This window comes from Bacillus sp. AFS029637 (assembly GCF_002584985.1).
Lineage (GTDB): Bacteria > Bacillota > Bacilli > Bacillales > Bacillaceae_G > Bacillus_A.
Genome location: NZ_NUPZ01000023.1, coordinates 210,465 through 233,939 on the forward strand (window position 1 = coordinate 210,465; position 23,475 = coordinate 233,939).

The window sequence follows — 23,475 nt, forward strand, 5'->3', positions numbered from 1 at the left end:
TTTTATTGTTTTTGTAGTAATTAATTTGTGCTATATAGAAGGCTAGGTGTCATTAGTGTAGGTACTAAAACATATAATAAGGAAGAAAGGTGTCTATTATTGGGGTTATTCAAACGCACTAACTTATATAAAACAGAACTATTGTTACTATATATTATGAAAGAATTAGAATCGGATAAAGCACCTGTGAAGTTATCATATAACCAATAAGACTATTTACGTGCGAACCGTAATACAACAAAAGCAATAAAAGGACTGAAAGAACAAGGGTTACTATCTGTTATAGTAGGACAAGGGAAAGCTTCTAACACTTACTACCTTACATTAGAAACGGTGTATAAGTATAAAACATGAATTTGAATGGAGTTTATTTTTGATTTAATAAAATTATAGAATAAAGCAAAAAATTTCTTGTAGGAAATTGTAAGTGATTAACTATTATTCAGTTGCGAGGAAGTTGGATTCATCCTATGTTGAAATAGATTACTAATAAGTTATATATAAGTATTCAACAGGCTAAAAAATAATGTCTGAATATAATTGAAGGTACTTCAAATAGGTGGTACAATTAAATTTAGATAAGCAATAGATTGTACACTTCTAACCAATAAATAGAAGCATTTAATGATAGTTATGAAATACAACACGCCTTGATATAGCGATGGTTATACAGTATCCGTGTCAAAAGCAAAACCTACGAATTCCGAGTTTATCGCAATGGTTGCGGATAAGCTGAGACTTGAACATAAGGCTAGCTGATAATAAAAGGTATAAAGGATTTACGCTTTAAACAAAGTTAATAAATTTATAATGCATTTCAATTTTAAACCAATAACTTTTCAATTGAAGACCAATGAATGTTAAGATTCGTTGGTCTTTTTATTTTATCGAGAAGGAGCGGAGCGGTAAGTTCGATTTTATTAAATGTATTCAGATGAATAAAAGAGGCTTATGTAAATTCATGAAAATACCCCCTATTTTTAGTAACATTATAATTTAACTACATTCGGTGAAGAAAAAGCGAAAGAATTACACGATTCAGGAGATGCGCCACATGTGCAATAAAGTGAAACTGTGATCAGTAAAGGTCATCCTACACTGGCTATTAGTCTTCACCAATCGTGCTTTAACCTCTCACCTAACGCCTTCGCCAAATTGTGGGGTGATTTAGTGGAATATGTATAAATTTATGTAGAAAGATGGAGGGGAAAGAAGGAGATTGCGCAGGGAATACGTGGGTTTGACATCGTAATCTTGATAACGTATCATTGATTGGGAAATGATATAGGTATAGGAGAATATAAGAATGTCTGTAAAAAAAATAGTGGATCGATTGTATCCAATCATTGTTATGACGGTGTTTTTGGCTGTTTTTTCAATGATAGTAAGTAAGTTTTTCATTCCGAAAGTAATTTTGATGAGTGGAGAATTTCCGTATCCGACTGAGGAGTATACTGCAAGCAAGATAGGCGCTGTTATAGTAGCGACACTTCTTTTATTTGTGCTCTTCTTTATGTATTACAAATGGGTTATTAATAAAATGAAACGAACGTATACAAATATTATGATTACCTTAGGGGTAATAAGTATTTTGATGGTAGAAATATGTATTACTTCTATAGCGTTTAATCCTGTTGTAGGGGATTATGCCATCCTTAAACAAGGAATTGTCTCTGTGTTTAATGGAGATAATCAATTTTTAGAAATGGGACAGCTTCTATTTTATCCATATAATACACATATTGTATTATTAGGAGGGTACTTTTCCAAATTAATAGGAAGCGTAGATTTAGCAATAAAAATATTACCAATAGTATGTATAACAGGTAGCATTATTTTAAATGTATTGATTGTAAGGAAGATTACAAACTTTAAAGTTGCTCACATATCGATTGTGTTATCTGTGCTAAACATTTTTATATATTGGCAGGCTCCGGTTTTTTATACACATACATTAGTAATATTTTTTATTTCAGCAACGATGTATACATATTTGTGCTTGAAAACGGCGGAAACAAAAAGAATGAAGATTATTTTGTGGATTTTATTGGGGGTTTTCGCAGCTTGTACTTACATTATACGACCGACAGCGTTGGCGGTAGCGTTAGCGATTTTAATTGAAAATATTTTAAAGTTTCGTAAGGAATATTCTGTAAAGGTGTTAAGTAGTGTTGTGTTTTGTTTAATCCTTATTATAAGTTTTAAAGGTATAACGACGAAGCTAAATCTTAGTACCGATAATGAAATTGAAAAAATTCCGTACACTCATTGGGTAAAGATGGGTTTGAACAAAGATACGTATGGTGTTTGGAATCAGGCAGATGCAGATTATATTGATGATGAAAACATAAAGAATACGAAGGACTTGAATGAACATAATAAAAAAGTTATAGTACAGCGTTTTAATGAACTTGGTGTAATGGGTTATGTACATCATTTGAATGAAAAAATAACTAGAGAATGGGTATCGAGTCAGTTTTCCATGTACCGAATTGGGCAATGGTTCGAGCAAAAGAATGACAAGGTAACTAATTTTGTATCGAATTTTAGTACAACGAAGTATAAAATCGTTACTATATATTCTTACGTTATTAAATTATTCGTGTATATAGCTGTTATTGCGGCTGTTATTCTTTATACAAAGAAAGATGAAAAAGAATCGGAAGTTATACGTATTGCGATGATTAGTACATTAGGGGTATTTACGTTCTTGTTACTATGGGAAACAGCCCCGCATTATACGTATGAGGCATTTGCATTTATGAATATTCCAGCTTCTTTAGGATTGTATAAATTGTTTACGATTGTGACAAAAGATAAACACGGACAATTCGAATAATTGAAATCTTATAGTAAAACCCCCTCCTTTCATAAAGGAGGGGGTTTTAAATTGGGAGAATAGAATATGTGTTACATATTTTAGTGGGGGAGTCATCCGTGATATAATAGATGATAATAAAAAGCCCTGCAAAACAGGACCATATTATTCTTCGTCTTTATTTTGTTTTTCTAATTCAACTAGCTTTTGAATTAAAATGTGCTGTGGCATATGCATAAGCTGTTCAAGTGGGACACCTAACGCTTTTGATAGACGGACTGCAGTATCTGGAGAAATTTGTAATGGTCTCATAGAAGTACCTCCTTTTTCGTATAGTATAGCATAAGATTGGGGGAGTGAGGATGACTCTTATATTTGCACATCGTGGTGCAGCGGGAACGTACCCAGAAAATACAATGATTTCATTTGAAGCAGCAAAGTCTTTTAGAGCAGATGGAATTGAGCTTGATGTTCAATTAACGAAAGATGGGAAGGTTGTCGTCATTCATGATGAAACGGTGAACCGGACAACAAATGGAAAAGGTGCGGTTCGAAATTATTTATATGAGGATTTATGTAAGTTAGATGCAAGTTATAAATTTGGTGACAAAGTAGGTTTCTGTAAAATACCACTTTTAGAAGAAGTATTAGAATGGCTTGTAAAAACAGAGTTGCTACTTAATATTGAACTTAAAAATAATAAAATTCCATACAGAGGTTTAGAAGAAGAGGTTATAACACTTGTGCGTAAATTTAGCCTAGAGGATCGGGTGATATTTTCATCGTTTAACCACTACAGTATGAAACGATGTCATATGATGGCCCCTGATATTCAAACAGCTATTTTATATCGCGAAGGTTTGCATAGTCCGTGGGCATATGCGAAAAAAATGGGTGCAACAGCAGTACATCCGAATTATCGTTACCTTCCAGATGCTATTGCCGAACTAACGATAGAAAGTGGTGTAGAGGTTCGCCCTTATACAATAAATGAAGAAACACTTATGCGTAAATACTTTGATATGAATATATCGGCGATTATTACGGATTATCCTGAAACAGCAAGAGCTTTGTTGCCGATAAAAAAATGAGACCGAATGCAACGGTCTCATTTTTTTATTTATTAATAGAAGAAAACTTTTTCTATCTTCTAAAGCGGGCTTGAACTTTATTTCGTTTACGGTCCCGATGTAAGACGAAGCCACCGAAGATATAAAAGCCGAGTGCGAAGCAGAGAGCTCCGATGAAAAATTGTAACCATAGTATAGAGATTGGTGGAAATAGTATCCCGAATAAAGTATCCCTCATTAACTTAATGCCAAGCACAGCTAATGAAATGGGAATGAGTGCTAATAATAGAGCGAGGTAACGCTGCATACATAACGCTCCTTTTCAGATTATTTAGTATATTTCAATGATGTTATATGAAAAGGGGGTTTGTCAAGAGGTTGCTGAACGAGTAAGATAAGGGTGTGAAAAAAATTGCAGAGATACTTCGAGAGGAAGTGTACGATATGAAACAAAAGGTGTTAATTGTTGGGGCAGGTGAAGGTGGAAGTACGCTGCTGAATCTGTTACAAAGTTCGAATATATTTCAAATTATAGGGATTATAGATATCAATCCGGTAGCGAAAGGATTACAAATCGCCAAGGAATATGGGATTACGATTGGAGAGAGTATAACTCCATTTCTTTCTATGCACATTGATGTAATGTTTGATATGACAGGTGACGATAATGTACATAAAGTTTTATTAGAGAAAAAGGATAAGGATACTCTTCTTATACCAGGTGATATTGCAAAAATTGTTACGAGATTAGCGCATGAGAAGGAAGATTTAATTGGAAAGTTAGAAGAACAAACACAACAAGGGGATTTAATTTTAAATTCTACCCACGACGGTATGATCGTAATAGATCGAGAAGGGCAAGTTCGTCTTTTTAATAAAAGTGCAGAGCGTATTATCGGATATAAAAAAGAAAATGCAATAGGGAAACATATTTTAGACGTAATTCCAACGAGTAAGTTGCTTCGTATCATACGCACGAAACAAATAGAAGTGAATTATGAACTGACGTTAGAGAATGAAAAGAAAATTATTACAACACGTATTCCGATATTGAAAGAGGGGGGAGAAGTGCAAGGAGCGTTTGCGGTTTTTAAAGATATTACAGAAGTCGTAGATCTCGCGGAAGAAGTTACAGATTTAAAAGAGATTCAAACGTTACTTGAGGCGATTATTAACTCATCTGAAGAAGCGATTTCGGTCGTGGATGAAAAAGGAAGAGGGTTAGTAATTAACCCTGCTTATACGAAATTAACTGGATTGACAGAAAAAGATATACTTGGCCAACCAGCTACAACAGATATTGTAGAAGGTGAAAGTATGCATATGAAAGTACTTCGAACACGTCGTGCGGTACGTGGAATACATATGAAAATTGGTCAAAAAAAGCGGGATGTAATTGTAAACGTAGCGCCAGTTATTGTTGATGGCATATTGAAAGGAAGCGTCGGTGTAATTCGTGACGTATCAGAAATTCAAAAGTTAACAAATGAATTGAATAGAGCAAGGCAAATTATTCGAACGTTAGAAGCGAAATATTCATTTGATGATATTGTCGGAAATTCAGATGAAACAACGGCAGCCATTGAACAGGCGAAACTTGGAGCGAATACTCCTGCAACAGTATTACTACGCGGAGAATCTGGAACGGGTAAAGAACTATTCGCGCATGCAATCCACAATGGAAGTAATCGAAAGTACAATAAGTTCGTCCGTGTGAACTGTGCGGCTATTTCGGAGACATTGTTAGAAAGTGAGTTATTCGGCTATGAGGAAGGTGCGTTTTCTGGAGCGAAACGAGGCGGGAAGCGAGGGTTCTTTGAGGAAGCAAATAACGGTAGTATCTTTTTGGATGAAATAGGAGAACTGTCTGCGAATACACAAGCGAAACTCCTCCGTGTGTTGCAAGAAAAGGAAATTGTAAAAGTTGGTGGGACGAAAGCGATACCTATTAATGTCCGGGTAATTGCAGCAACACATGTAAATTTAGAAAAGGCCATTTTAGAAGGGGAATTTAGGGAGGACCTTTATTATCGTTTAAATAAAATCCCGATTCAAATTCCATCTCTTCGTCAGCGTAAAGGAGATATACCGGCGATTACAGAAAGATTAATTCAAAAAATAAATCAAGATTATGGCCGAAATGTTGAGGGGCTTACCGATTCGGCTATTTCATATTTACAATCATATGAATGGCCTGGAAATGTGAGGGAGCTTGAAAATATTTTAGGGAGAGCTATTATCTTTATGAATTATAACGAGATATATATTGATGTGCAGCATTTACCACCTTTACATAAAGAAGAGCAGCTGGAGTTAAAACAAAATAACTTATTACCTGAATTAGAAGAAAAGCCACTTGAACATTTAGTGACAGAGTTTGAAGGGAATATCATTCGTGAATATTTAGAGAAATTTGATGGGAACAAAACAAAAACTGCAAGAGCGTTAGGAATTTCAGTTCGAAATTTATATTACAAGCTAGAAAAGTATGACTGTGCAAAAAATAGCATGCAATAAATTGCGTACCATGCAATTTATTGCATGGTATACAAAAAGCGACAAAATGAGACAGAATATTTTGTTATTTTCCAAAGTATTGATTTTACTGCATTTTGAATGCGTTTTCATTATTGGTAAGACCACTTTTAAAAGTTGGCACGGTATTTGCTTTATAAATAGACGAGGGACGACGGAAAGGGTTGATTACAAAATATGAAGTTAGAACACTTAATTGATCAAGCAGCAGGACAGCCTAAAAAAACTGTGGCTGTAGCAGTAGCTGAAGATCATGAAGTAATTGAAGCTGTAGCGAAAGCAATTACATTACAGCTAGCTCAATTTCGTCTATATGGAAATGAAGAAAAAATAATGGGGATGCTACAAGAACATGGTTTACAAACTTCAGAACACATTGAAGTGATTGCGACAGCATCAAGTGCTGAAGCTGCAGAACTTTCTGTTAAAGCTGTGAGAAACGGTGAAGCAGATGTGCTTATGAAGGGTAACATCCCAACAGCGAATATTTTGAAGGCTGTATTAAACAAAGAGTGGGGGCTACGTAAAGGTAGCGTACTTTCACATGTAGCAGCGTTTGAAGTTCCAAATTACAATCGTCTTATTTTCGTTACAGATGCGGCGATGAACATCGCACCTGACGTAACACAAAAAGCTGCTATTATACAAAATACTGTAGAAGTTGCCCAGGCAATAGGAATTGAGTTGCCAAAAGTGGCACCAATCGCAGCAGTAGAAGTTGTGAATCCAGCGATGCAGGCGACAATTGATGCAGCGATGTTAACACAAATGAATCGCCGCGGACAAATCAAAGATTGTATCGTTGATGGACCACTTGCTTTAGATAATGCAGTATCACAAATTGCAGCAGAGCATAAAGGCATAGTAAGTGATGTAGCAGGTAAGGCAGACATTTTACTCGTCCCAACGATTGAAGCTGGAAATGTGCTATATAAATCACTCGTATACTTTGCAGATGCAAAAGTAGGAGCAATGATTGCTGGCGCAAAAGCACCGATTGTTTTAACATCTCGTGCTGATTCAGCAGAAACAAAAGTATATTCATTAGCATTGGCAGTTGCGACTGCTTCAAAATAAACCAAAAAGGGTAAAACATTAGGGGGAAACGACAATGACATTAGAAATCTTCGAATACTTAGAAAAATATGATTATGAGCAAGTGGTATTTTGTCAAGATAAAGAATCAGGTTTAAAAGCAATTATTGCAATTCATGATACAACACTTGGACCAGCTCTTGGTGGAACAAGAATGTGGACATATGATTCTGAAGAAGCGGCGATTGAAGATGCATTGCGTCTTGCAAAAGGAATGACATACAAAAACGCAGCAGCTGGTTTAAACTTAGGTGGTGCAAAAACAGTAATTATCGGTGATCCACGTAAAGATAAGAGCGAAGCAATGTTCCGTGCGTTAGGCCGTTACATTCAAGGATTAAACGGACGTTACATTACAGCTGAAGATGTTGGTACAACTGTAGATGATATGGATATTATCCATGAAGAAACTGACTTTGTAACAGGGATTTCACCATCATTCGGTTCTTCTGGTAACCCATCTCCAGTAACTGCATACGGCGTTTACCGTGGTATGAAAGCAGCTGCAAAAGAAGCTTTCGGTACTGATAATTTAGAAGGAAAAGTAATTGCTGTTCAAGGTGTTGGTAACGTAGCATATCACTTATGCAAACATTTACACGCTGAAGGAGCAAAATTAATCGTTACAGATATTAATAAAGAAGCTGTGCAACGTGCAGTAGAAGAATTTGGCGCGACAGCTGTTGAACCAAATGAAATTTACGCTGTTGAATGTGATATTTACGCACCATGTGCATTAGGCGCAACAGTTAATGATGAAACTATTCCACAACTTAAAGCAAAAGTAATCGCAGGTTCTGCAAATAACCAATTAAAAGAAGATCGTCACGGCGACATCATTCATGAAATGGGTATTGTATACGCACCAGATTATGTTATTAACGCAGGTGGCGTAATTAACGTAGCAGATGAATTATATGGATACAATAGAGAACGTGCATTAAAACGTGTTGAGTCTATTTATGACACAATTGCAAAAGTAATCGAAATTTCAAAACGTGACGGCATCGCAACTTATGTAGCGGCAGATCGTCTAGCTGAAGAGCGCATTGCAAGCTTGAAAAACTCTCGTAGCACATACTTACGCAACGGTCACGATATTATTAGCCGTCGCTAATCATTCATATATAACTTTTACAAAAGGTGTGGTTACCTCTTATGAGGTTTCCACCTCCTTTTAAATTTATTAGTGGAGGTAGCAACATTGTCTGTAAATCGAATTCTTGTTATTAACCCAGGTAGTACATCCACAAAAATTGGTGTTTTTGATAATGAAAGACCTGTTCTAGAAGAAACGATTCGTCATGACGTAGAACAGATTGGAAAATATAAGCGAATTATCGACCAATATGAGTTTCGTAAAGAAACGATTTTGGAAGTTCTACATTCTCACGGTATTAACATTTCAAAATTAAATGCTGTTTGTGGGCGTGGTGGATTACTTCGTCCAATCGAAGGCGGTACGTATACAGTAAACGATGCGATGTTAGAAGATTTAAAAAATGGGTTTAGTGGTCATCACGCTTCAAACCTCGGAGGCATTTTAGCCTATGAAATTGCTTCTGGATTAAATATTCCTGCATTCATTGTGGATCCTGTCGTTGTAGATGAGATGGAGCCAATTGCTCGTATAAGTGGCATTGCTGGTATGGAACGCAAAAGTATTTTCCATGCATTAAATCAAAAAGCAGTTGCTCGTAAAGTAGCTGATCAATTAAATCATAAATACGAGGATTTAAATTTATTAGTTACACATATGGGCGGCGGTATTACAGTTGGTGCTCATAAAAAAGGAAAAGTTATCGATGTAAATAATGGCTTAAACGGAGAAGGACCATTTAGCCCAGAGCGTGCTGGTACAGTACCAGTAGGACAATTAGTTGAAATGTGTTTCTCTGGTGAGTATTACCGTGACGAAATGGTGAAACAGCTTGTCGGACAAGGTGGACTTGTAAGTCTAATCGGTACAAATGATGCGATTAAAGTAGAACAAATGGTTGAAAAAGGTGATCCTGAAGCAACTCTTATCTATAAAGCAATGGCATATCAAGTTGCAAAAGAAATTGGCGGAGCTAGTGCTGTGCTTCACGGGAAAATCGATGCAATCGTATTAACTGGTGGACTTGCGTACAGTAAAATTCTTGTTGATGAAATAAAAGAACGAGTGGACTGGATTGCGGATGTTATCGTACATCCAGGGGAAGATGAGTTAGAAGCGTTAGCAGAAGGAGCACTTCGTGTATTACGTGAAGAAGAAGCGGCGAAAGAGTATGTTGTAAGAGAAAAACAAACAGTAGCTAGGGGTTGAGATAATGGCAAGAGAATATGATTTAGTCATCGTTGGCGGCGGTACTGGTGGATATGTTGCTGCTATTCGAGCATCACAACTAGGTTTAAAAACTGCACTTGTTGAAAAAGAAAATCTTGGTGGTACTTGTTTACACAAAGGATGTATTCCTAGTAAAGCTCTTTTACGTAGTGCGGAAGTATATGCGACTGCTAAAAAAAGTGAAGAGTTCGGAGTTATTGCAAGTAATGTAGAACTAAACTTTGCGAAAGTACAAGAGCGTAAAGAGAAGATTGTAACGCAACTTCATAAAGGCGTTCAACATTTAATGAAACAAGGTAAAATTGATGTGTTTGAAGGTATTGGCCGTATTCTTGGCCCATCTATTTTCTCTCCGATGCCAGGGACAATTTCAGTTGAACTTGCAAGTGGAGAAGAGAATGAAATGTTAATTCCAAAAAATGTACTTATTGCAACAGGTTCTCGTCCAAATTCATTACCAGGTTTAGAGTTAGACGGAGAGTACGTAATGTCTTCCGATCATGCCCTAAAAATGGAAACGCTTCCTAGTTCGATCATTATCGTTGGTGGCGGTGTAATCGGTATTGAGTGGGCATCTATGCTTGCTGACTTCGGTGTAGAAGTTACAGTGTTAGAGTATGCGAAAACGATATTACCACTAGAAGATCAGGACGTTTCAAAAGAGATGCAACGTCTATTCAAGAAAAAAGGTATTAAAGTGGTAACGGGTGCAAAAGTATTACCGGAAACATTGGTAAAAGATAATGGAGTAACAATTCAAGCTGAACATAACGGTGAGAATAAAGAATTTAAAGCAGAAAAAATGCTTGTATCTGTAGGAAGACAAGCCAATACGCAAAATATTGGTTTAGAGAATACTGATATCGTTGTGGAAAAAGGATACATTCAAACAAATGAGTTTTATCAAACGAAAGAATCTCATATTTACGCAATTGGAGATGTAATCGGTGGCCTGCAACTTGCTCACGTTGCTTCTCATGAAGGAATCGTTGCAGTAGAACATATTGCAGGAAAAGAAGTTACACCAATTGATTACTCTATGGTATCAAAATGTGTATATAGCAGTCCGGAAGTTGCTTCTGTTGGTTTAACAGAACAAGAAGCGAAAGAAAAAGGCTATAAGTTAAAAGTAGGTAAGTTCTCATTCCGTGCAATCGGAAAAGCACTTGTATACGGAGAATCAGATGGATTTGTAAAACTTGTAGTTGATGAAGAAACAAATGATATTCTTGGTGTTCATATGATTGGACCACATGTAACAGATATGATTTCTGAAGCAGGTCTTGCAAGAGTACTTGATGCAACACCTTGGGAAGTAGCACATACAATTCATCCGCATCCATCATTATCTGAGGCGATTGGTGAAGCAGCATTAGCTGTAGATGGAAAAGCGTTACACGCATAAAAATGTGGATTTAGGAGGTTATGAAAAATGGCAGAAGTAAAAGAAAAGCGCCATGAAGAGCTTGGCTTAAGTGATGAGCAAGTATTAGAAATGTTCCGTACGATGTTACTTGCACGTAAAATCGACGAACGTATGTGGTTATTAAACCGTGCAGGTAAAATTCCATTCGTAATTTCTTGTCAAGGACAAGAGGCTGCGCAAGTTGGAGCAGCGTTCGCTCTTGATAGAGAGAAAGATTATGCATTACCATACTACCGTGATATGGGTGTTGTACTAGCGTTTGGTATGACAGCTAAAGAGCTTATGATGTCTGCTTTCGCGAAAGCTGGAGATCCGAACTCTGGTGGTCGTCAAATGCCTGGTCACTTCGGTCAAAAGAAAAATCGTATTGTAACAGGTTCATCTCCAGTAACAACACAAGTACCACATGCAGTTGGTATTGCACTAGCTGGAAAAATGGAGAAGAAAGATTTAGTAACGTTCGTTACATTTGGAGAAGGTTCTTCAAACCAAGGTGACTTCCACGAAGGGGCAAACTTCGCTGGTGTACACAAACTACCTGTTATTTTCATGTGTGAAAATAATAAATATGCAATCTCTATTCCGGTTGAAAAACAATTAGCATGTAAAAACGTATCAGACCGTGCAATTGGTTACGGTATGCCTGGATATACAATAGACGGAAATGATCCGCTTGCAGTATACAAAGCTGTAAAAGAAGCTGCAGACCGCGGCCGTCGTGGTGAAGGCCCAACTTTAATTGAAACAGTATCATATCGTTTAACAGCACATTCTAGTGACGACGATGATCGTGTTTATCGTGATAAAGAAGAAGTAGAAGAAGCAAAGAAAAAAGATTCAATTATAACATTTGCAGCTTATTTAAAAGAAGCTGGCGTGTTAACTGAGGAAATTGAAAAACAAATGTTAGACGAAATTATGCATATCGTAAATGAAGCAACAGAATATGCAGAAAATGCTCCGTATGCAGCACCTGAAGATGCATTGAAGCACGTATACGCAGAATAGGGGGGAACGTTTCATGGCTGTAATGTCTTATATTGATGCTATTACATTAGCAATGCGCGAAGAAATGGAACGCGATGAGAAAGTATTCGTTTTAGGAGAAGATGTTGGTAAAAAAGGTGGCGTGTTTAAAGCGACACACGGTTTGTATGATCAATTTGGTGAAGATCGTGCGCTTGATGCACCGCTTGCAGAATCTGCAATTGCTGGGGTAGCAATTGGTGCGGCAATGTATGGTATGCGTCCAATCGCTGAAATGCAGTTTGCTGATTTCATCATGCCAGCAGTAAACCAAATCGTTTCTGAGGCAGCAAAAATCCGTTATCGTTCTAACAACGATTGGACTTGTCCAGTTACAATTCGTGCACCATTTGGCGGGGGTGTTCACGGTGCATTGTATCATTCACAATCTGTAGAAGCGATGTTTGCAAACCAACCAGGTTTAAAAATTGTTATCCCTTCTACACCATATGATGCAAAAGGCTTATTAAAAGCGGCAATTCGTGATGAAGATCCAGTATTATTCTTTGAACATAAACGTGCATATCGCTTAATTAAAGGTGAAGTGCCAGAAGATGACTATGTATTACCAATCGGAAAAGCAGATGTAAAACGTGAAGGTGATGATATTACTGTTATCACATACGGATTATGTGTTCACTTTGCTCTTCAAGCAGCTGAGAAATTAGCGCAAGATGGCATCTCTGCACACATTCTTGATTTACGTACTGTATATCCATTAGACAAAGAAGGAATTATTGAAGCGGCTTCAAAAACTGGTAAAGTTCTTCTTGTAACAGAAGACAATAAAGAAGGAAGTATTATGAGTGAAGTGGCAGCTATTATCGCTGAAAATTGCCTGTTTGATTTAGATGCACCAATTGCACGTCTTGCAGGTCCAGACGTTCCAGCAATGCCATATGCACCAACAATGGAAAAATTCTTTATGGTAAATCCAGATAAAGTTGAAAAAGCAATGCGTGAACTTGCGGAATTTTAATCGGGGGGACTATACATGGCTGTAGAAAATATTACAATGCCTCAGCTCGGGGAGAGCGTAACAGAGGGCACAATTAGTAAATGGCTTGTTAATGTTGGCGATCACGTAAATAAATATGATCCGCTTGCAGAAGTAATGACTGATAAAGTAAATGCAGAAGTACCATCTTCTTTCACTGGTATTGTGAAAGAGTTAATCGCTGGTGAAGGCGATACGTTAGCTGTAGGTGAAGTTGTTTGTGTCATTCAAGTAGAAGGCGCAGATGAAGTAGCTGCAACAGCTGTAGAGGAAAAAACGAAAGAAGAACCAAAGGCAGAAGTAACTACTGCTGAGAAAGCACCGAAAGCGAAACAACCAACTGATGGAAAACCACGTTTTTCACCAGCTGTGTTAAAACTTGCGGGTGAGCATAATGTTGATTTAGATCTAGTAGAAGGTACAGGATCAAATGGTCGTATTACTCGTAAAGATATTTTAAAGCTAGTGGAATCTGGAAATATTCCGCAAGCAGGTGCGAAAAAAGAGGAAGCTGTAGCAGCAGTAGTAGAAGCGCGTCCAGAAGCACCAAAAGCAGCACCGGTAGCGCAAAAAGTAGAAGCTGCGAAACCAGTTTCTGTACCGACAATGCCTGGAGATATCGAAATTCCAGTAACAGGTGTGCGTAAAGCGATTGCAGCGAACATGTTACGTAGTAAGCACGAGGCACCTCATGCTTGGATGATGATTGAAGTAGATGTGACAAACCTTGTGTCATACCGTAATTCAATTAAAGGTGATTTTAAAAAGCGTGAAGGCTTTAACTTAACATTCTTTGCTTTCTTCGTAAAAGCAGTAGCACAAGCGTTAAAAGAGTATCCTCAAATTAACTCAATGTGGGCTGGCGATAAAATCGTTCAGAAGAAAGACATCAACCTTTCTATCGCTGTTGCAACAGAGGATGAACTATTTGTACCAGTAATTAAGCAAGCAGACGAGAAAACGATTAAAGGTATCGCTCGTGAAATTACAGAACTTGCAGGAAAAGTACGCACGAAATCGTTAAAAGCGGACGAAATGCAAGGCGGAACATTTACAATTAATAACACAGGATCATTTGGTTCTGTTCAATCTATGGGCATTATTAATTACCCACAAGCGGCTATTTTACAAGTTGAATCAATTGTAAAACGACCAGTAATTATGGATAATGGTATGTTCGGTGCTCGTGACATGGTTAACTTATGTTTATCACTTGATCACCGTGTACTTGATGGTTTAATTTGTGGTAAGTTCTTAGGACGTGTTAAAGAAATTTTAGAAAATACGTCAGAAAATAATACATCTGTATATTAATAAAAAGCTCGCTTATGCGAGCTTTTTATTATCTTATTTTTTCTTCTTCTACTCCTACTATATGTACAACACTTTTCCCAGTAATCTTACAATGGACGATTATGTATTAGGAATTTACGAAAATACATTGCTGATATATCGTATATGGATATAAAATAAAAAAAGAATAATTTTTTTGGCAAATCTTACTGACGAAACTGTAGTATAATATATTGTATTGTATGAAAAAGAGAGTTATTCTATATAAGTGTTTTATAGATAATGTGTAATCAGTCGTCAAAACATGAAGAATGTTGACTCCTGGTTTTTTATTTTGCCGTAACAATGTTTCAGGAGGATGTCATGAAAAGAAGTACCGAGTTTCTAAAAAGTTTAGATGTAAAATTAATTTTAATTTTGTTTGCGTTTTGTGTGATAAGTATAACTGCTATATATAGCAGTCAGCAAACCGGGCAGTATGGAGATGCAAACTTTGCTCTGAAACAAGGTGTTAACTACATAATTGGGGTTGTATTGTTACTTCTTGTTGCAAGCATTGATTTAGATCAATTGCAAAAATTGTCTTGGCCGCTTTATATTGCCGGATTTGGCTCACTTATTCTTTTGAAAATACTACCGGTTTCCAGTTTCACACCTGAAAAATTAGGGGCAAAAAGATGGTTTGTTTTTCCTGTATTTGGACAAATCCAACCGTCTGAGTTTTTCAAAATTTCATTGCTTCTCATAGTAGCAAGTATTGCAGTGAAACATAATGCGCAGTATATGGCGAGGACATTCCAGACGGATTTAAAACTAGTAGGTAAAATTATGCTAGTATCTCTCCCGCCTATGGCTGTTGTATATAGCCAGCCAGATACAGGTATGGTGTTCTTATATGCTGCTGCCATTGCATGTATTTTATTTATGTCAGGTATTCAGAAGAAATTGATAGCAATATGTACAGTTATTCCAGTGACCATATTAACCGCGTTAATATTTATTTACGTAAGGTATGAGGATTTCTTCTTTAATAATTTGGTTACTTTACTAAAACCTCACCAACAATCACGTATTTTAGGTTGGTTAGATCCATTTGAACATACAGATCAAGGGTATCAAACGCAGCAATCGATTTTAGCTGTAGGTAGTGGAGGTATGGAAGGGAAAGGATTTGGCGAAGGGAACGTTTATATCCCAGAGAAGCATACTGACTTTATTTTCGCTACAATTGCCGAAGAAGGTGGATTTATAGTAGCAGCGTTAGTTGTATTCTTGTTCCTATTACTACTATATAGAACAATTATTATTGGTTATTCTGCTGATAATTTATTCGGTACATTATTATGTGCTGGGTCAATCGGAATATTAACGGTTCAAATATTCCAAAATATCGGTATGATCGTTGGATTAATGCCTGTAAAAGGTATTGCGTTGCCTTTCTTATCATACGGGGGAAGTTCCTTATTCTCGAATATGATTATGATGGGACTCATATTATCGGTACGGAAAACGTATAAAAAGTATATGTTTTCAGTTAAGTAAAAAAGCTAGTTCGTGTAAAAACGAACTAGCTTTTTTACATATATGTTCTTAAACGTTGCAAACTAAAACAGACTTGTAGTTTGGAATGTTTAAGGAGTGCAATGTGATGCATATGCATATTTTTGAAGGAGCACGGCACCTTTCTAATAGCGAATGGGTTGTTCGAGCTATTATAGCGTACATATTTTTAATATTAGTTGCGAAAGCGATGGGACAAAGATCTATCGCACAACTTCGATTTTTAGATGTTGTATTAGTGTTATTGCTTGGTGGGAATATTTCTAACGCGCTATCTGATGAAAAAGTTGGGTTACTCGGTTCGATGATTACAACATTTATACTCGTTGTACTTCACATCATAAGCTCTGTTTTAATGTTGAAATGGGATAGATGGAGACGCTTTTTAGAGCCTGCACCTATTATTCTTATACATAATGGTTCCATTGATTTTAGCAATTTGAAAAAAGCGAGGATTACAGTGGAATATTTATTTTCAGAACTTCGTGTGCAAAATGTGAGCGATATTCAAACGATAAAATTAGCATTATGGGAAGCTAGCGGTGTTGTTTCTATATTTCAGTATCCTGAATATGAGGCGGTGTCTCGGCTTGATCTTAACGTGGCAGGGAAAAAGTCGCCAGTTGCTTTTGTTTTAGTAAAGGATGGACGAATTCAGCAGGACGTTCTCGCCTTATTAGGAAAAACAGAAGAGTGGGCGAAAGAGTTTTTAGAGAAGGGTGCGGAAATCGAATCCATTATGTTGGCTACAGTAGATGAAGCGCATAAAATAAATATTTTGTTAAAAAAATGAAAAAGATACGCATTTTGTCGTTTCATACATATGATACAATAGTGTGGACAACGAAAAAGGAGGCGATAATACGATGGGATATGTAGAAGAATTACGAAAAATAGTTGGTCATCGCCCTTTAATTTTAGTTGGTGCTGTTGTACTCGTTATAAATGAACATGGAGATGTATTATTACAGCAAAGAACAGAGCCGTACGGAAAATGGGGGCTACCAGGCGGACTAATGGAGCTTAGTGAATCACCAGAAGAAACTGCTTACCGTGAAGTATACGAAGAGACAGGAATAAAAGTGAAGAATTTACGATTAATTAATGTATTTTCTGGAGTGAACTACTTTACAAAATTAGCAAATGGTGATGAATTTCAATCTGTAACGACGGCCTATTATACGGATGAATACGAAGGGGATTTTGTTATGAATAAAGAAGAAGCAGTTCAGCTTAAATTCTTTCCTGTAACAGAACTACCGGACTATATTGTAGGATCGCATAAAAAAATGATTGCTGAATATATAAAGATTATGGAAAAGTGACAAAAAGGTGTTAGAGCCCTGCTCTAACACCTTTTCTATGCTGAAATACAAGTAAACTTACTTGTATTTCATAAACATTAACTGGTAAGATACAAATAGATAGTTTTAGAGGAGGGAAAAGATTGATTAATTTTAACTTTTTTATGAATGATGTTGTCCGCCAAGCGCGTGAAGAGATTGTCTCTGCTGGATATACAGAATTGACGACGCCAGAAGCAGTAGAAGAAGCGTTTAAAAGAAATGGAACAACACTTGTAATGGTAAACTCTGTATGTGGTTGTGCAGGTGGTATTGCTCGTCCTGCTGCTGCACATTCCGTACATTACGATAAACGTCCTAATCATCTTGTAACTGTGTTTGCAGGCCAAGATAAAGAAGCGACAGCAAGAGCGCGTGAGTATTTCGAAGGATATCCACCTTCCTCTCCATCATTTGCTTTGTTAAAAGATGGGAAAATTGTAACGATGGTAGAACGCCATGAAATTGAAGGTCATGAACCGATGCAAGTCATTGCGAAACTACAATCGTATTTCGAAGAGAATTGTGAAGAACTATAAATAAATGAAAAGGCGGTATGCCCACGAATAAGTGGGTGTACCGCCTTTTTTATTTATCCCGCTTTAACGGGCAGTAAGACCCCCACCTCAAAATTCAGCAAAGCAAAGAAGTTAGGTGGGGGTCGGGCTGCCCATAAAAGTCCGATTGGTGAGGGCTAATAATCAGTAGGGGATGAAGAAAACCCCCACTGATTAAAGTTTCACTTTATTATTTGAAATGATGAAATATACAGAAGGAATGTTCTTTATGCATTATTTTATGCATGAAAAATAAGGTATTTAATGTTATTTTATTTATTTTTATTTTATATATTGCATAAAAATAAAAGTGCTGATACAATACAAACATCGAATAAATATTCCAAATAACTTTTAAATATACATTATTAGGGGGAAGAAAGATGAAGAAGTTTTTATCAATATCGTTTGCACTTATTTTAATTGTAAGTATGTTCAGTGCTTGTAGTAATGGAGAAGAAAAGGCTACTGAAAAAGATAAAAAAGTACTTGTTATGGGTACTTCAGCAGACTATAAACCTTATGAATACGTGGAAGCGTCAAAAAGTGATGAAATTATCGGTTTTGATGTTGATGTTGCTAAATATATCGGAAAAGAACTTGGTTATGAAGTGAAAGTGAAAGATATGGATTTTGGTGGTTTATTAGCATCTCTTAGCTCAGGAAAAGTTGATTTCGTAATGGCAGGTATGACGCCAACGGCAGAGCGTAAAAATAATGTTGATTTCACTGATATATATTTTGTTGCAAAAAATATGATTGTTTCTAAAAAAGATTCTAACATTAACTCAGTAGAAGATTTAAAAGGGAAAAAGGTAGGGGTACAAACAGGGTCTATTCAAGAAGAGAAAGCGGCAGAATTAAAAAAACAAGTCGATTTCAAAGTTGAGGGACGTGACCGTATACCAGAAATCGTACAAGAAATTCAAGCGGGTCGTTTTGACGCTGCAATTATAGAAGACACAGTTGCTAAAAATTATTTAGAGAAAATGAAAGACTTACAAGGAATTGAAATTAAAGAAGCACCAGAAGAAGTGGGATCTGCAATTGCTCTTCCGAAAAACAGCGATAAAACAGCTGAATTTAATAAAGTGATTAAAAAAATGCAAGAAAATGGAGAAATGGATAAATTAGTGAAGAAATGGTTTGGCAGCTCAAAATAAGCTGCCTTTCACTTTTCAGTGAGGGGAATGAACAGAATGAACTTAGATTTTTCGGCAATTACGCCTTCCATACCATATATATTAAGAGGCCTAGAAGTTACTTTGAAAATTGTAGCGGCATCAGCTTTGGCAGGGTTTATTTTAGGAACGTTATTAGCACTTTGCAAAATTGCTAGAATACGAGCATTAAATATAGCGGCAGATTTTTATACATCAATTTTCCGTGGTACACCACTTGTATTGCAATTAATGATTATTTATTTCGGTGTTCCGCAAATGATTGGATATGAAATGCCAGCCTTTTTAGCAGCGGTACTTGCATTTAGTTTAAATTCAGGTGCATATATGTCAGAAGTAATTCGTGCCGGCATTCAAGCGGTTGATAAAGGACAAACAGAAGCGGCTATGGCTTTAGGAATTCCTTACGGGAAAATGATGAGAAACATTATTTTTCCTCAAGCTTTAAAAAATATATTACCAGCACTTGTAAATGAGTTTGCGACTCTTACGAAAGAATCGGCTGTAGTAACTGTAATTGGAGCAACAGATTTAATGCGCCGCGCTTACATTGTAGGTGGTGAAACGTTTAAATATCTTGAGCCATTACTTTTTGTTGGACTGATTTATTATATGTTAGTTATTATTCTTACATTAGTCGGGAAAGCCATTGAAGGGAGAATGAAAAAAAGTGATTAAAATTGAAAACCTTCATAAATCATTTGGGAAAAATGAAGTATTAAAAGGAATTACAACAACGATTGAAAAAGGAGAAGTTGTTGCAATTATCGGACCGTCCGGATCAGGGAAATCAACATTTTTACGTTGTATGAATGTGTTAGAGGCACCGACAAATGGTCACATTTGGATTGGAACGCAAGAAGTAACGAATCCGAAAACAAATATAATGCATGTTCGTGAAAATGTCGGAATGGTATTTCAGCATTTCCACCTATTCCCTCACATGACTGTATTAGAAAATATTACGTATGCGCCTATTCAGGTGAAAGGTGTAACGAAACAAGAGGCTGAAAAGAAAGCAGAGAAACTTTTAGAAAAAGTAGGATTATTAGATAAAAAAGATACGTATCCGAATCGCCTTTCAGGAGGACAAAAGCAACGTGTAGCAATTGCAAGAGCGTTAGCGATGGAACCGGAAGTTATGCTGTTTGATGAACCAACATCAGCGCTAGATCCAGAGATGGTGAAAGAAGTGTTAGAAGTTATGAAATCATTAGTGACGACAGGAATGACAATGGCGATTGTTACACATGAAATGGGATTCGCAAAAGAAGTAGCAGATCGTGTGCTCTTTTTAGATGGTGGAAAGCTTGTAGAAGATAGTGCACCAGCAGAATTTTTTGCAGCACCGAAAAGTGAACGTGCGCAACAATTTTTACAAAAGATATTGTAATTTGAAAAGGTTATGTGAATAATAAGCGGAAAAGGATGACATTGTGTCATCCTTTTTTTATACTAACTGTAAATACATTTATACATATAGGGGTAATGATATGTTTAAAATTGGATATCGTACAGTCAAAACAGCGCTTGGAACAGGGGCAGCGGTTTTTCTTGCTCAGTTATTAGGATTAGAATTTTATAGTTCAGCGGGTATTTTAGTTATATTATGTGTACAAAATACGAAGCGTAAATCACTTCAAGTATCGTTACATCGTTTTTTAGCTTGTGTATTATCAATGGCATTCGCGTTTTGTATTTTTGAAACAATTGGTTATACACCACTTGCAATTAGTGTATTATTACTTACATTTATCCCGACTGCAGTTATGTTTAAAATTCAAGAAGGGATTGTCACGAGCTCAGTTATTGTCATGCATCTATATTCATTGAAACACATTACATGGCTTATAGTTGGAAATGAAATTGCTATATTAACGATAGGGATTAGCGTGGCGCTATTAGTGAATATGTATATGCCAAGCAGTGAAAATAAGCTAAGAGAGTATCAGGATACGATAGAAAGTAATTTTAAAACAATTTTGTTTGAAATGGTTGTTTATTTACGAAATAGAGAAAGTAGTTGGAGTGGGGCAGAACTCATCGAAACCGAGAACATGCTAAATGAAGCGAGAGATTTATCGTTTAAGAAACTTGAGAATGCATTTATGCGAGAAGATAACTATTACTATCGTTATTTCAATATGCGCATGCAACAATTTGAAATTTTGGAGCGGATGATACCATTAGCTGCGTCATTATCTTGGACGTATGAACAAGCTGATATGATTGCAGACGTAATTGAAAATATAGGGAATTCTATTCGTCCTGAAAGTACAGGGGTCATTTCGTTAAGACAACTTCAAGAAATGCGAGAAGTATTTAGAGAAATGCCTTTACCAGTTACACGAGAAGAATTTGAAATACGTGCAAAACTCGTTCAACTTGTTTATGAGATGGAGCAATATTTACTCATTAAAAGTCGTTTTAAGGGAAAGGATAATATAAAAGAACTTATATAGAAGGTAGGAATTATTTATGCCGTATCTTCTCTCTTTCATATTATGCCTATCTTTATCGCCGATTTGGCCTCTTGGTGATAATCCGCGTGCCGGGGACCCTTTCATTATTGTAAATAAAGCGACAAATAAATTAGCTTATATTGATGACGGTAAGATTCAAAAAGTTTTCCCAGTTGCTACGGGAAAAACGAATGAATTAACACCAGAAGGAACTTTTGATATTGTAATGAAAGCGAAGGATCCATATTATATTGCAAAGGATATTCCAGGTGGCTCACCTAAAAATCCACTTGGATCAAGGTGGATGGGATTTAATGCAAGAGGTACTGATGGGAGTAAATATGGAATACATGGAACAAACCAACCAAGTTCAATTGGAAAGTATATTTCACAAGGATGTATAAGAATGAAGAAAAATGATGTGGAGTATTTATTTGATCGTATTCCAATTGGAACGAAAGTATGGATTGTGAAATCGAAAAAATCATTTCAGCAATTGGCTAAAGAAAAAGGAGCCATTGCATATGAAAAAGTCAACGAAAAGGTTGGCTTTTTCTTTTGCAGTAAGTTGTCTTGACATGTGTACATAACCGTGCGTTAATGAAGATATAGAAAGATAAAAAAAGAAAAAGGGGTTGCTCATATGTACTTGAATCCAAAAATTTCGTATATGCAGTTTTTTATTGGTTTTCTATTTGTGATTACATTCATATTAGCAACTTTTAATATATGTTCTTACGTTGTAGCGATTGTATTGATGGCACTGCTTAACCTTACATTTGTTATTGGGGCCTTTCAGCAGAAACAGTATACGAGTTTTGTAATAGCATTAGTAATGTCATTTTCCTTTAGTATTGTAGCAATTGTGATTTATACAAAATAAACCATCTCGATTTCGAGATGGTTTATTTTGTCATGGATGAAAAGTAAAAAAAGGACGAACACGTCGTCCTTTTTACCAAAACATACTCGCGCCAGCAAGTAATGTTGTTACAAGCATAGAAATTAGCATTATATAAACCATAACTTTTTGAGCTTTTTTATGCATCATTATACCTCCTTGCAAATCAGTACTATTTCATTGTAACGAGAAATGAAAGTATGGACAAGGGAGAGAAAGGACAAAATTCGGGAAGGGGTTGCAATATATAACAGGAAATTAGCGTATGTGTAGAGAATATATTAAAAGATGGATGGTTAATTTTTTGTTACGCAGGCTGAAGAATGGAGATACGATGATGAAAATATATGAGACAAACCGTTTACATTTAAGGGAAATTGATGAGTCGTATGCGGAAAAAGTTCTTCAATATTACGACAGAAACCGTGAATTTTTAAAAGCTTGGGAAGAGTATAGACCAGAGGATTTTTTTACATTAGATTATCAAAAGAAAAGGTTACAAAAGGATAGAAAAGAGTTTGCAGCAGGAAAGATTATTAGGCTATGGATTTTTAAAAAGGGTGATAATACGAAAATAATTGGTTGTATTTCATTTAATTTAATCGTTCGTGGTATTTATCAATCTTGTGTACTCAGTTACAAATTAGATAAAGAAGAGCTGAATAAAGGCTATACGACAGAAGCGCTTAGAAAAGCAATTCAAGTTGCTTTTAAGGAATCACATTTACATCGTATAGAAGCGCCGATTATGCCACGTAATTTAGCATCTATACAAGTAGTGACGAAGATAGGCTTTCAATATGAGGGCGTATCTAGGAAAATGTTAATGGTAAATGGCGTGTGGGAAGATCATATGCGCTGGGTATTGTTAAATGAGTAATA

24 protein-coding genes and 3 pseudogenes are annotated in these 23,475 nt (G+C 36.3%); 24 read left to right on the top strand and 3 right to left on the bottom strand.

Annotated features, from left to right (window positions below):
• Positions 1-99: 99 nt before the first annotated feature.
• From COE49_RS28035 to COE49_RS12290, 4 genes and pseudogenes are all read left to right on the top strand, one after another.
• Positions 100-354: pseudogene (locus COE49_RS28035) on the top strand (GntR family transcriptional regulator).
• A gap of 309 nt (positions 355-663) precedes the next feature.
• Positions 664-759: pseudogene (locus tag COE49_RS12285) on the top strand (sporulation transcription factor Spo0A); the annotation flags it as partial.
• Positions 760-987: 228 nt separating this feature from the next.
• Positions 988-1,065: pseudogene (locus COE49_RS28485) on the top strand (PRK06770 family protein); the annotation flags it as partial.
• A gap of 241 nt (positions 1,066-1,306) precedes the next feature.
• A complete protein-coding gene (locus tag COE49_RS12290) occupies positions 1,307-2,839 on the top strand; it encodes a glycosyltransferase family protein (RefSeq protein WP_088230989.1) in 1,533 nt (510 codons plus the stop codon).
• A 144-nt stretch (positions 2,840-2,983) separates the two neighbouring features.
• Here the strand turns inward: COE49_RS12290 and COE49_RS12295 are convergent, their stop codons facing one another.
• The gene (locus tag COE49_RS12295; protein WP_001247671.1) at positions 2,984-3,130 is read right to left on the bottom strand and encodes a YycC family protein; all 147 of its coding nucleotides are present in this window, start codon (positions 3,128-3,130) and stop codon (positions 2,984-2,986) included.
• A 50-nt stretch (positions 3,131-3,180) separates the two neighbouring features.
• Between COE49_RS12295 and COE49_RS12300 the strand changes: the two genes are divergently transcribed.
• Positions 3,181-3,909, top strand: a complete 729-nt coding sequence (locus COE49_RS12300; RefSeq protein WP_088230990.1) for a glycerophosphodiester phosphodiesterase — start codon at positions 3,181-3,183, stop codon at positions 3,907-3,909.
• 52 nt (positions 3,910-3,961) lie between these two features.
• On the opposite strand, the gene COE49_RS12305 is transcribed toward COE49_RS12300, so the two are convergent.
• Positions 3,962-4,195 carry a DUF2627 domain-containing protein gene (locus COE49_RS12305; RefSeq protein ID WP_088230991.1) on the bottom strand — a complete coding sequence of 78 codons (234 nt, stop codon included), beginning with the start codon at positions 4,193-4,195 and terminating at the stop codon, positions 3,962-3,964.
• A 137-nt stretch (positions 4,196-4,332) separates the two neighbouring features.
• On the opposite strand from COE49_RS12305, the gene COE49_RS12310 reads away from it, so the two are divergent.
• The 18 genes from COE49_RS12310 (at position 4,333) to COE49_RS12405 (ending at position 22,575) form a co-directional block, all read left to right on the top strand.
• On the top strand, positions 4,333-6,405 hold the full coding sequence (locus COE49_RS12310; protein ID WP_088230992.1) for a sigma-54 interaction domain-containing protein: 2,073 nt from the start codon (positions 4,333-4,335) through the stop codon (positions 6,403-6,405).
• Positions 6,406-6,600: 195 nt separating this feature from the next.
• Positions 6,601-7,500, top strand: coding sequence for a phosphate butyryltransferase (gene yqiS / locus COE49_RS12320; RefSeq protein WP_088230994.1), 900 nt, complete (start codon positions 6,601-6,603; stop codon positions 7,498-7,500).
• Between the two features lie 34 nt (positions 7,501-7,534).
• A complete protein-coding gene (locus COE49_RS12325) occupies positions 7,535-8,635 on the top strand; it encodes a leucine dehydrogenase (protein WP_088230995.1) in 1,101 nt (366 codons plus the stop codon).
• Between the two features lie 87 nt (positions 8,636-8,722).
• Complete coding sequence (buk, locus tag COE49_RS12330) at positions 8,723-9,826, top strand: butyrate kinase (RefSeq protein ID WP_000115778.1); 1,104 nt, start codon at positions 8,723-8,725, stop codon at positions 9,824-9,826.
• Positions 9,827-9,830: 4 nt separating this feature from the next.
• On the top strand, positions 9,831-11,252 hold the full coding sequence (gene lpdA, locus COE49_RS12335) for a dihydrolipoyl dehydrogenase (RefSeq protein WP_088230996.1): 1,422 nt from the start codon (positions 9,831-9,833) through the stop codon (positions 11,250-11,252).
• 27 nt (positions 11,253-11,279) lie between these two features.
• Positions 11,280-12,281, top strand: coding sequence for a 3-methyl-2-oxobutanoate dehydrogenase subunit alpha (bfmBAA, locus tag COE49_RS12340; protein ID WP_088230997.1), 1,002 nt, complete (start codon positions 11,280-11,282; stop codon positions 12,279-12,281).
• A 13-nt stretch (positions 12,282-12,294) separates the two neighbouring features.
• Entirely contained in the window at positions 12,295-13,278 is a 984-nt protein-coding gene (bfmBAB, locus tag COE49_RS12345; RefSeq protein WP_088230998.1) for a 3-methyl-2-oxobutanoate dehydrogenase subunit beta, read from the top strand.
• A 15-nt stretch (positions 13,279-13,293) separates the two neighbouring features.
• Positions 13,294-14,610: a dihydrolipoamide acetyltransferase family protein gene (locus COE49_RS12350; protein ID WP_088230999.1), complete on the top strand. Its 1,317-nt coding sequence runs from the start codon at positions 13,294-13,296 to the stop codon at positions 14,608-14,610.
• A gap of 342 nt (positions 14,611-14,952) precedes the next feature.
• Complete coding sequence (locus COE49_RS12360) at positions 14,953-16,131, top strand: FtsW/RodA/SpoVE family cell cycle protein (protein WP_088231000.1); 1,179 nt, start codon at positions 14,953-14,955, stop codon at positions 16,129-16,131.
• Positions 16,132-16,237: 106 nt separating this feature from the next.
• Positions 16,238-16,942, top strand: a complete 705-nt coding sequence (locus COE49_RS12365; protein ID WP_088231001.1) for a DUF421 domain-containing protein — start codon at positions 16,238-16,240, stop codon at positions 16,940-16,942.
• Positions 16,943-17,015: 73 nt separating this feature from the next.
• Positions 17,016-17,474 (top strand): NUDIX hydrolase, encoded by a 459-nt coding sequence (locus COE49_RS12370; RefSeq protein ID WP_088231002.1) that lies wholly within the window; start codon positions 17,016-17,018, stop codon positions 17,472-17,474.
• A gap of 143 nt (positions 17,475-17,617) precedes the next feature.
• A complete protein-coding gene (locus tag COE49_RS12375; protein ID WP_001979317.1) occupies positions 17,618-18,031 on the top strand; it encodes a BrxA/BrxB family bacilliredoxin in 414 nt (137 codons plus the stop codon).
• Positions 18,032-18,432: 401 nt separating this feature from the next.
• The gene (locus COE49_RS12380) at positions 18,433-19,212 is read left to right on the top strand and encodes a transporter substrate-binding domain-containing protein (protein ID WP_088231003.1); all 780 of its coding nucleotides are present in this window, start codon (positions 18,433-18,435) and stop codon (positions 19,210-19,212) included.
• A 36-nt stretch (positions 19,213-19,248) separates the two neighbouring features.
• Complete coding sequence (locus COE49_RS12385) at positions 19,249-19,908, top strand: amino acid ABC transporter permease (protein ID WP_088231004.1); 660 nt, start codon at positions 19,249-19,251, stop codon at positions 19,906-19,908.
• The gene (locus COE49_RS12390; protein WP_088231005.1) at positions 19,901-20,623 is read left to right on the top strand and encodes an amino acid ABC transporter ATP-binding protein; all 723 of its coding nucleotides are present in this window, start codon (positions 19,901-19,903) and stop codon (positions 20,621-20,623) included. The genes COE49_RS12385 and COE49_RS12390 overlap by 8 nt, the downstream gene beginning before the upstream one ends.
• A gap of 100 nt (positions 20,624-20,723) precedes the next feature.
• On the top strand, positions 20,724-21,692 hold the full coding sequence (locus COE49_RS12395) for an aromatic acid exporter family protein (protein ID WP_088231006.1): 969 nt from the start codon (positions 20,724-20,726) through the stop codon (positions 21,690-21,692).
• Positions 21,693-21,708: 16 nt separating this feature from the next.
• On the top strand, positions 21,709-22,269 hold the full coding sequence (locus COE49_RS12400) for a L,D-transpeptidase (RefSeq protein ID WP_088231007.1): 561 nt from the start codon (positions 21,709-21,711) through the stop codon (positions 22,267-22,269).
• A 66-nt stretch (positions 22,270-22,335) separates the two neighbouring features.
• Positions 22,336-22,575, top strand: a complete 240-nt coding sequence (locus tag COE49_RS12405; RefSeq protein WP_088231008.1) for a DUF3894 domain-containing protein — start codon at positions 22,336-22,338, stop codon at positions 22,573-22,575.
• 72 nt (positions 22,576-22,647) lie between these two features.
• Here the strand turns inward: COE49_RS12405 and prli42 are convergent, their stop codons facing one another.
• On the bottom strand, positions 22,648-22,740 hold the full coding sequence (gene prli42, locus COE49_RS27635; protein WP_000549039.1) for a stressosome-associated protein Prli42: 93 nt from the start codon (positions 22,738-22,740) through the stop codon (positions 22,648-22,650).
• A 187-nt stretch (positions 22,741-22,927) separates the two neighbouring features.
• Here prli42 and COE49_RS12415 point away from each other — a divergent pair, with 187 nt between their 5' ends.
• Positions 22,928-23,473: a GNAT family N-acetyltransferase gene (locus COE49_RS12415; RefSeq protein WP_140417377.1), complete on the top strand. Its 546-nt coding sequence runs from the start codon at positions 22,928-22,930 to the stop codon at positions 23,471-23,473.
• Positions 23,474-23,475: the final 2 nt, after the last annotated feature.

What these genes read in the sequence shown, in the direction of transcription:
- COE49_RS12395 (WP_088231006.1), top strand. Translation starts at nt 20,724, where the DNA reads ATGTTTAAAATTGGATATCGTACAGTCAAAACAGCGCTTGGAACAGGG.
- COE49_RS12290 (WP_088230989.1), top strand. Translation starts at nt 1,307, where the DNA reads ATGTCTGTAAAAAAAATAGTGGATCGATTGTATCCAATCATTGTTATG.
- COE49_RS12325 (WP_088230995.1), top strand. Translation starts at nt 7,535, where the DNA reads ATGACATTAGAAATCTTCGAATACTTAGAAAAATATGATTATGAGCAA.
- COE49_RS12400 (WP_088231007.1), top strand. Translation starts at nt 21,709, where the DNA reads ATGCCGTATCTTCTCTCTTTCATATTATGCCTATCTTTATCGCCGATT.
- COE49_RS12380 (WP_088231003.1), top strand. Translation starts at nt 18,433, where the DNA reads ATGAAGAAGTTTTTATCAATATCGTTTGCACTTATTTTAATTGTAAGT.
- COE49_RS12365 (WP_088231001.1), top strand. Translation starts at nt 16,238, where the DNA reads ATGCATATGCATATTTTTGAAGGAGCACGGCACCTTTCTAATAGCGAA.
- COE49_RS12405 (WP_088231008.1), top strand. Translation starts at nt 22,336, where the DNA reads ATGTACTTGAATCCAAAAATTTCGTATATGCAGTTTTTTATTGGTTTT.
- COE49_RS12295 (WP_001247671.1), bottom strand. Translation starts at nt 3,130, where the DNA reads ATGAGACCATTACAAATTTCTCCAGATACTGCAGTCCGTCTATCAAAA.
- COE49_RS12375 (WP_001979317.1), top strand. Translation starts at nt 17,618, where the DNA reads ATGAATGATGTTGTCCGCCAAGCGCGTGAAGAGATTGTCTCTGCTGGA.
- lpdA (WP_088230996.1), top strand. Translation starts at nt 9,831, where the DNA reads ATGGCAAGAGAATATGATTTAGTCATCGTTGGCGGCGGTACTGGTGGA.
- COE49_RS12415 (WP_140417377.1), top strand. Translation starts at nt 22,928, where the DNA reads ATGATGAAAATATATGAGACAAACCGTTTACATTTAAGGGAAATTGAT.
- COE49_RS12300 (WP_088230990.1), top strand. Translation starts at nt 3,181, where the DNA reads ATGACTCTTATATTTGCACATCGTGGTGCAGCGGGAACGTACCCAGAA.
- bfmBAA (WP_088230997.1), top strand. Translation starts at nt 11,280, where the DNA reads ATGGCAGAAGTAAAAGAAAAGCGCCATGAAGAGCTTGGCTTAAGTGAT.
- COE49_RS12370 (WP_088231002.1), top strand. Translation starts at nt 17,016, where the DNA reads ATGGGATATGTAGAAGAATTACGAAAAATAGTTGGTCATCGCCCTTTA.
- COE49_RS12350 (WP_088230999.1), top strand. Translation starts at nt 13,294, where the DNA reads ATGGCTGTAGAAAATATTACAATGCCTCAGCTCGGGGAGAGCGTAACA.
- COE49_RS12305 (WP_088230991.1), bottom strand. Translation starts at nt 4,195, where the DNA reads ATGCAGCGTTACCTCGCTCTATTATTAGCACTCATTCCCATTTCATTA.
- COE49_RS12310 (WP_088230992.1), top strand. Translation starts at nt 4,333, where the DNA reads ATGAAACAAAAGGTGTTAATTGTTGGGGCAGGTGAAGGTGGAAGTACG.
- yqiS (WP_088230994.1), top strand. Translation starts at nt 6,601, where the DNA reads ATGAAGTTAGAACACTTAATTGATCAAGCAGCAGGACAGCCTAAAAAA.
- bfmBAB (WP_088230998.1), top strand. Translation starts at nt 12,295, where the DNA reads ATGGCTGTAATGTCTTATATTGATGCTATTACATTAGCAATGCGCGAA.
- prli42 (WP_000549039.1), bottom strand. Translation starts at nt 22,740, where the DNA reads ATGCATAAAAAAGCTCAAAAAGTTATGGTTTATATAATGCTAATTTCT.
- COE49_RS12360 (WP_088231000.1), top strand. Translation starts at nt 14,953, where the DNA reads ATGAAAAGAAGTACCGAGTTTCTAAAAAGTTTAGATGTAAAATTAATT.
- COE49_RS12385 (WP_088231004.1), top strand. Translation starts at nt 19,249, where the DNA reads ATGAACTTAGATTTTTCGGCAATTACGCCTTCCATACCATATATATTA.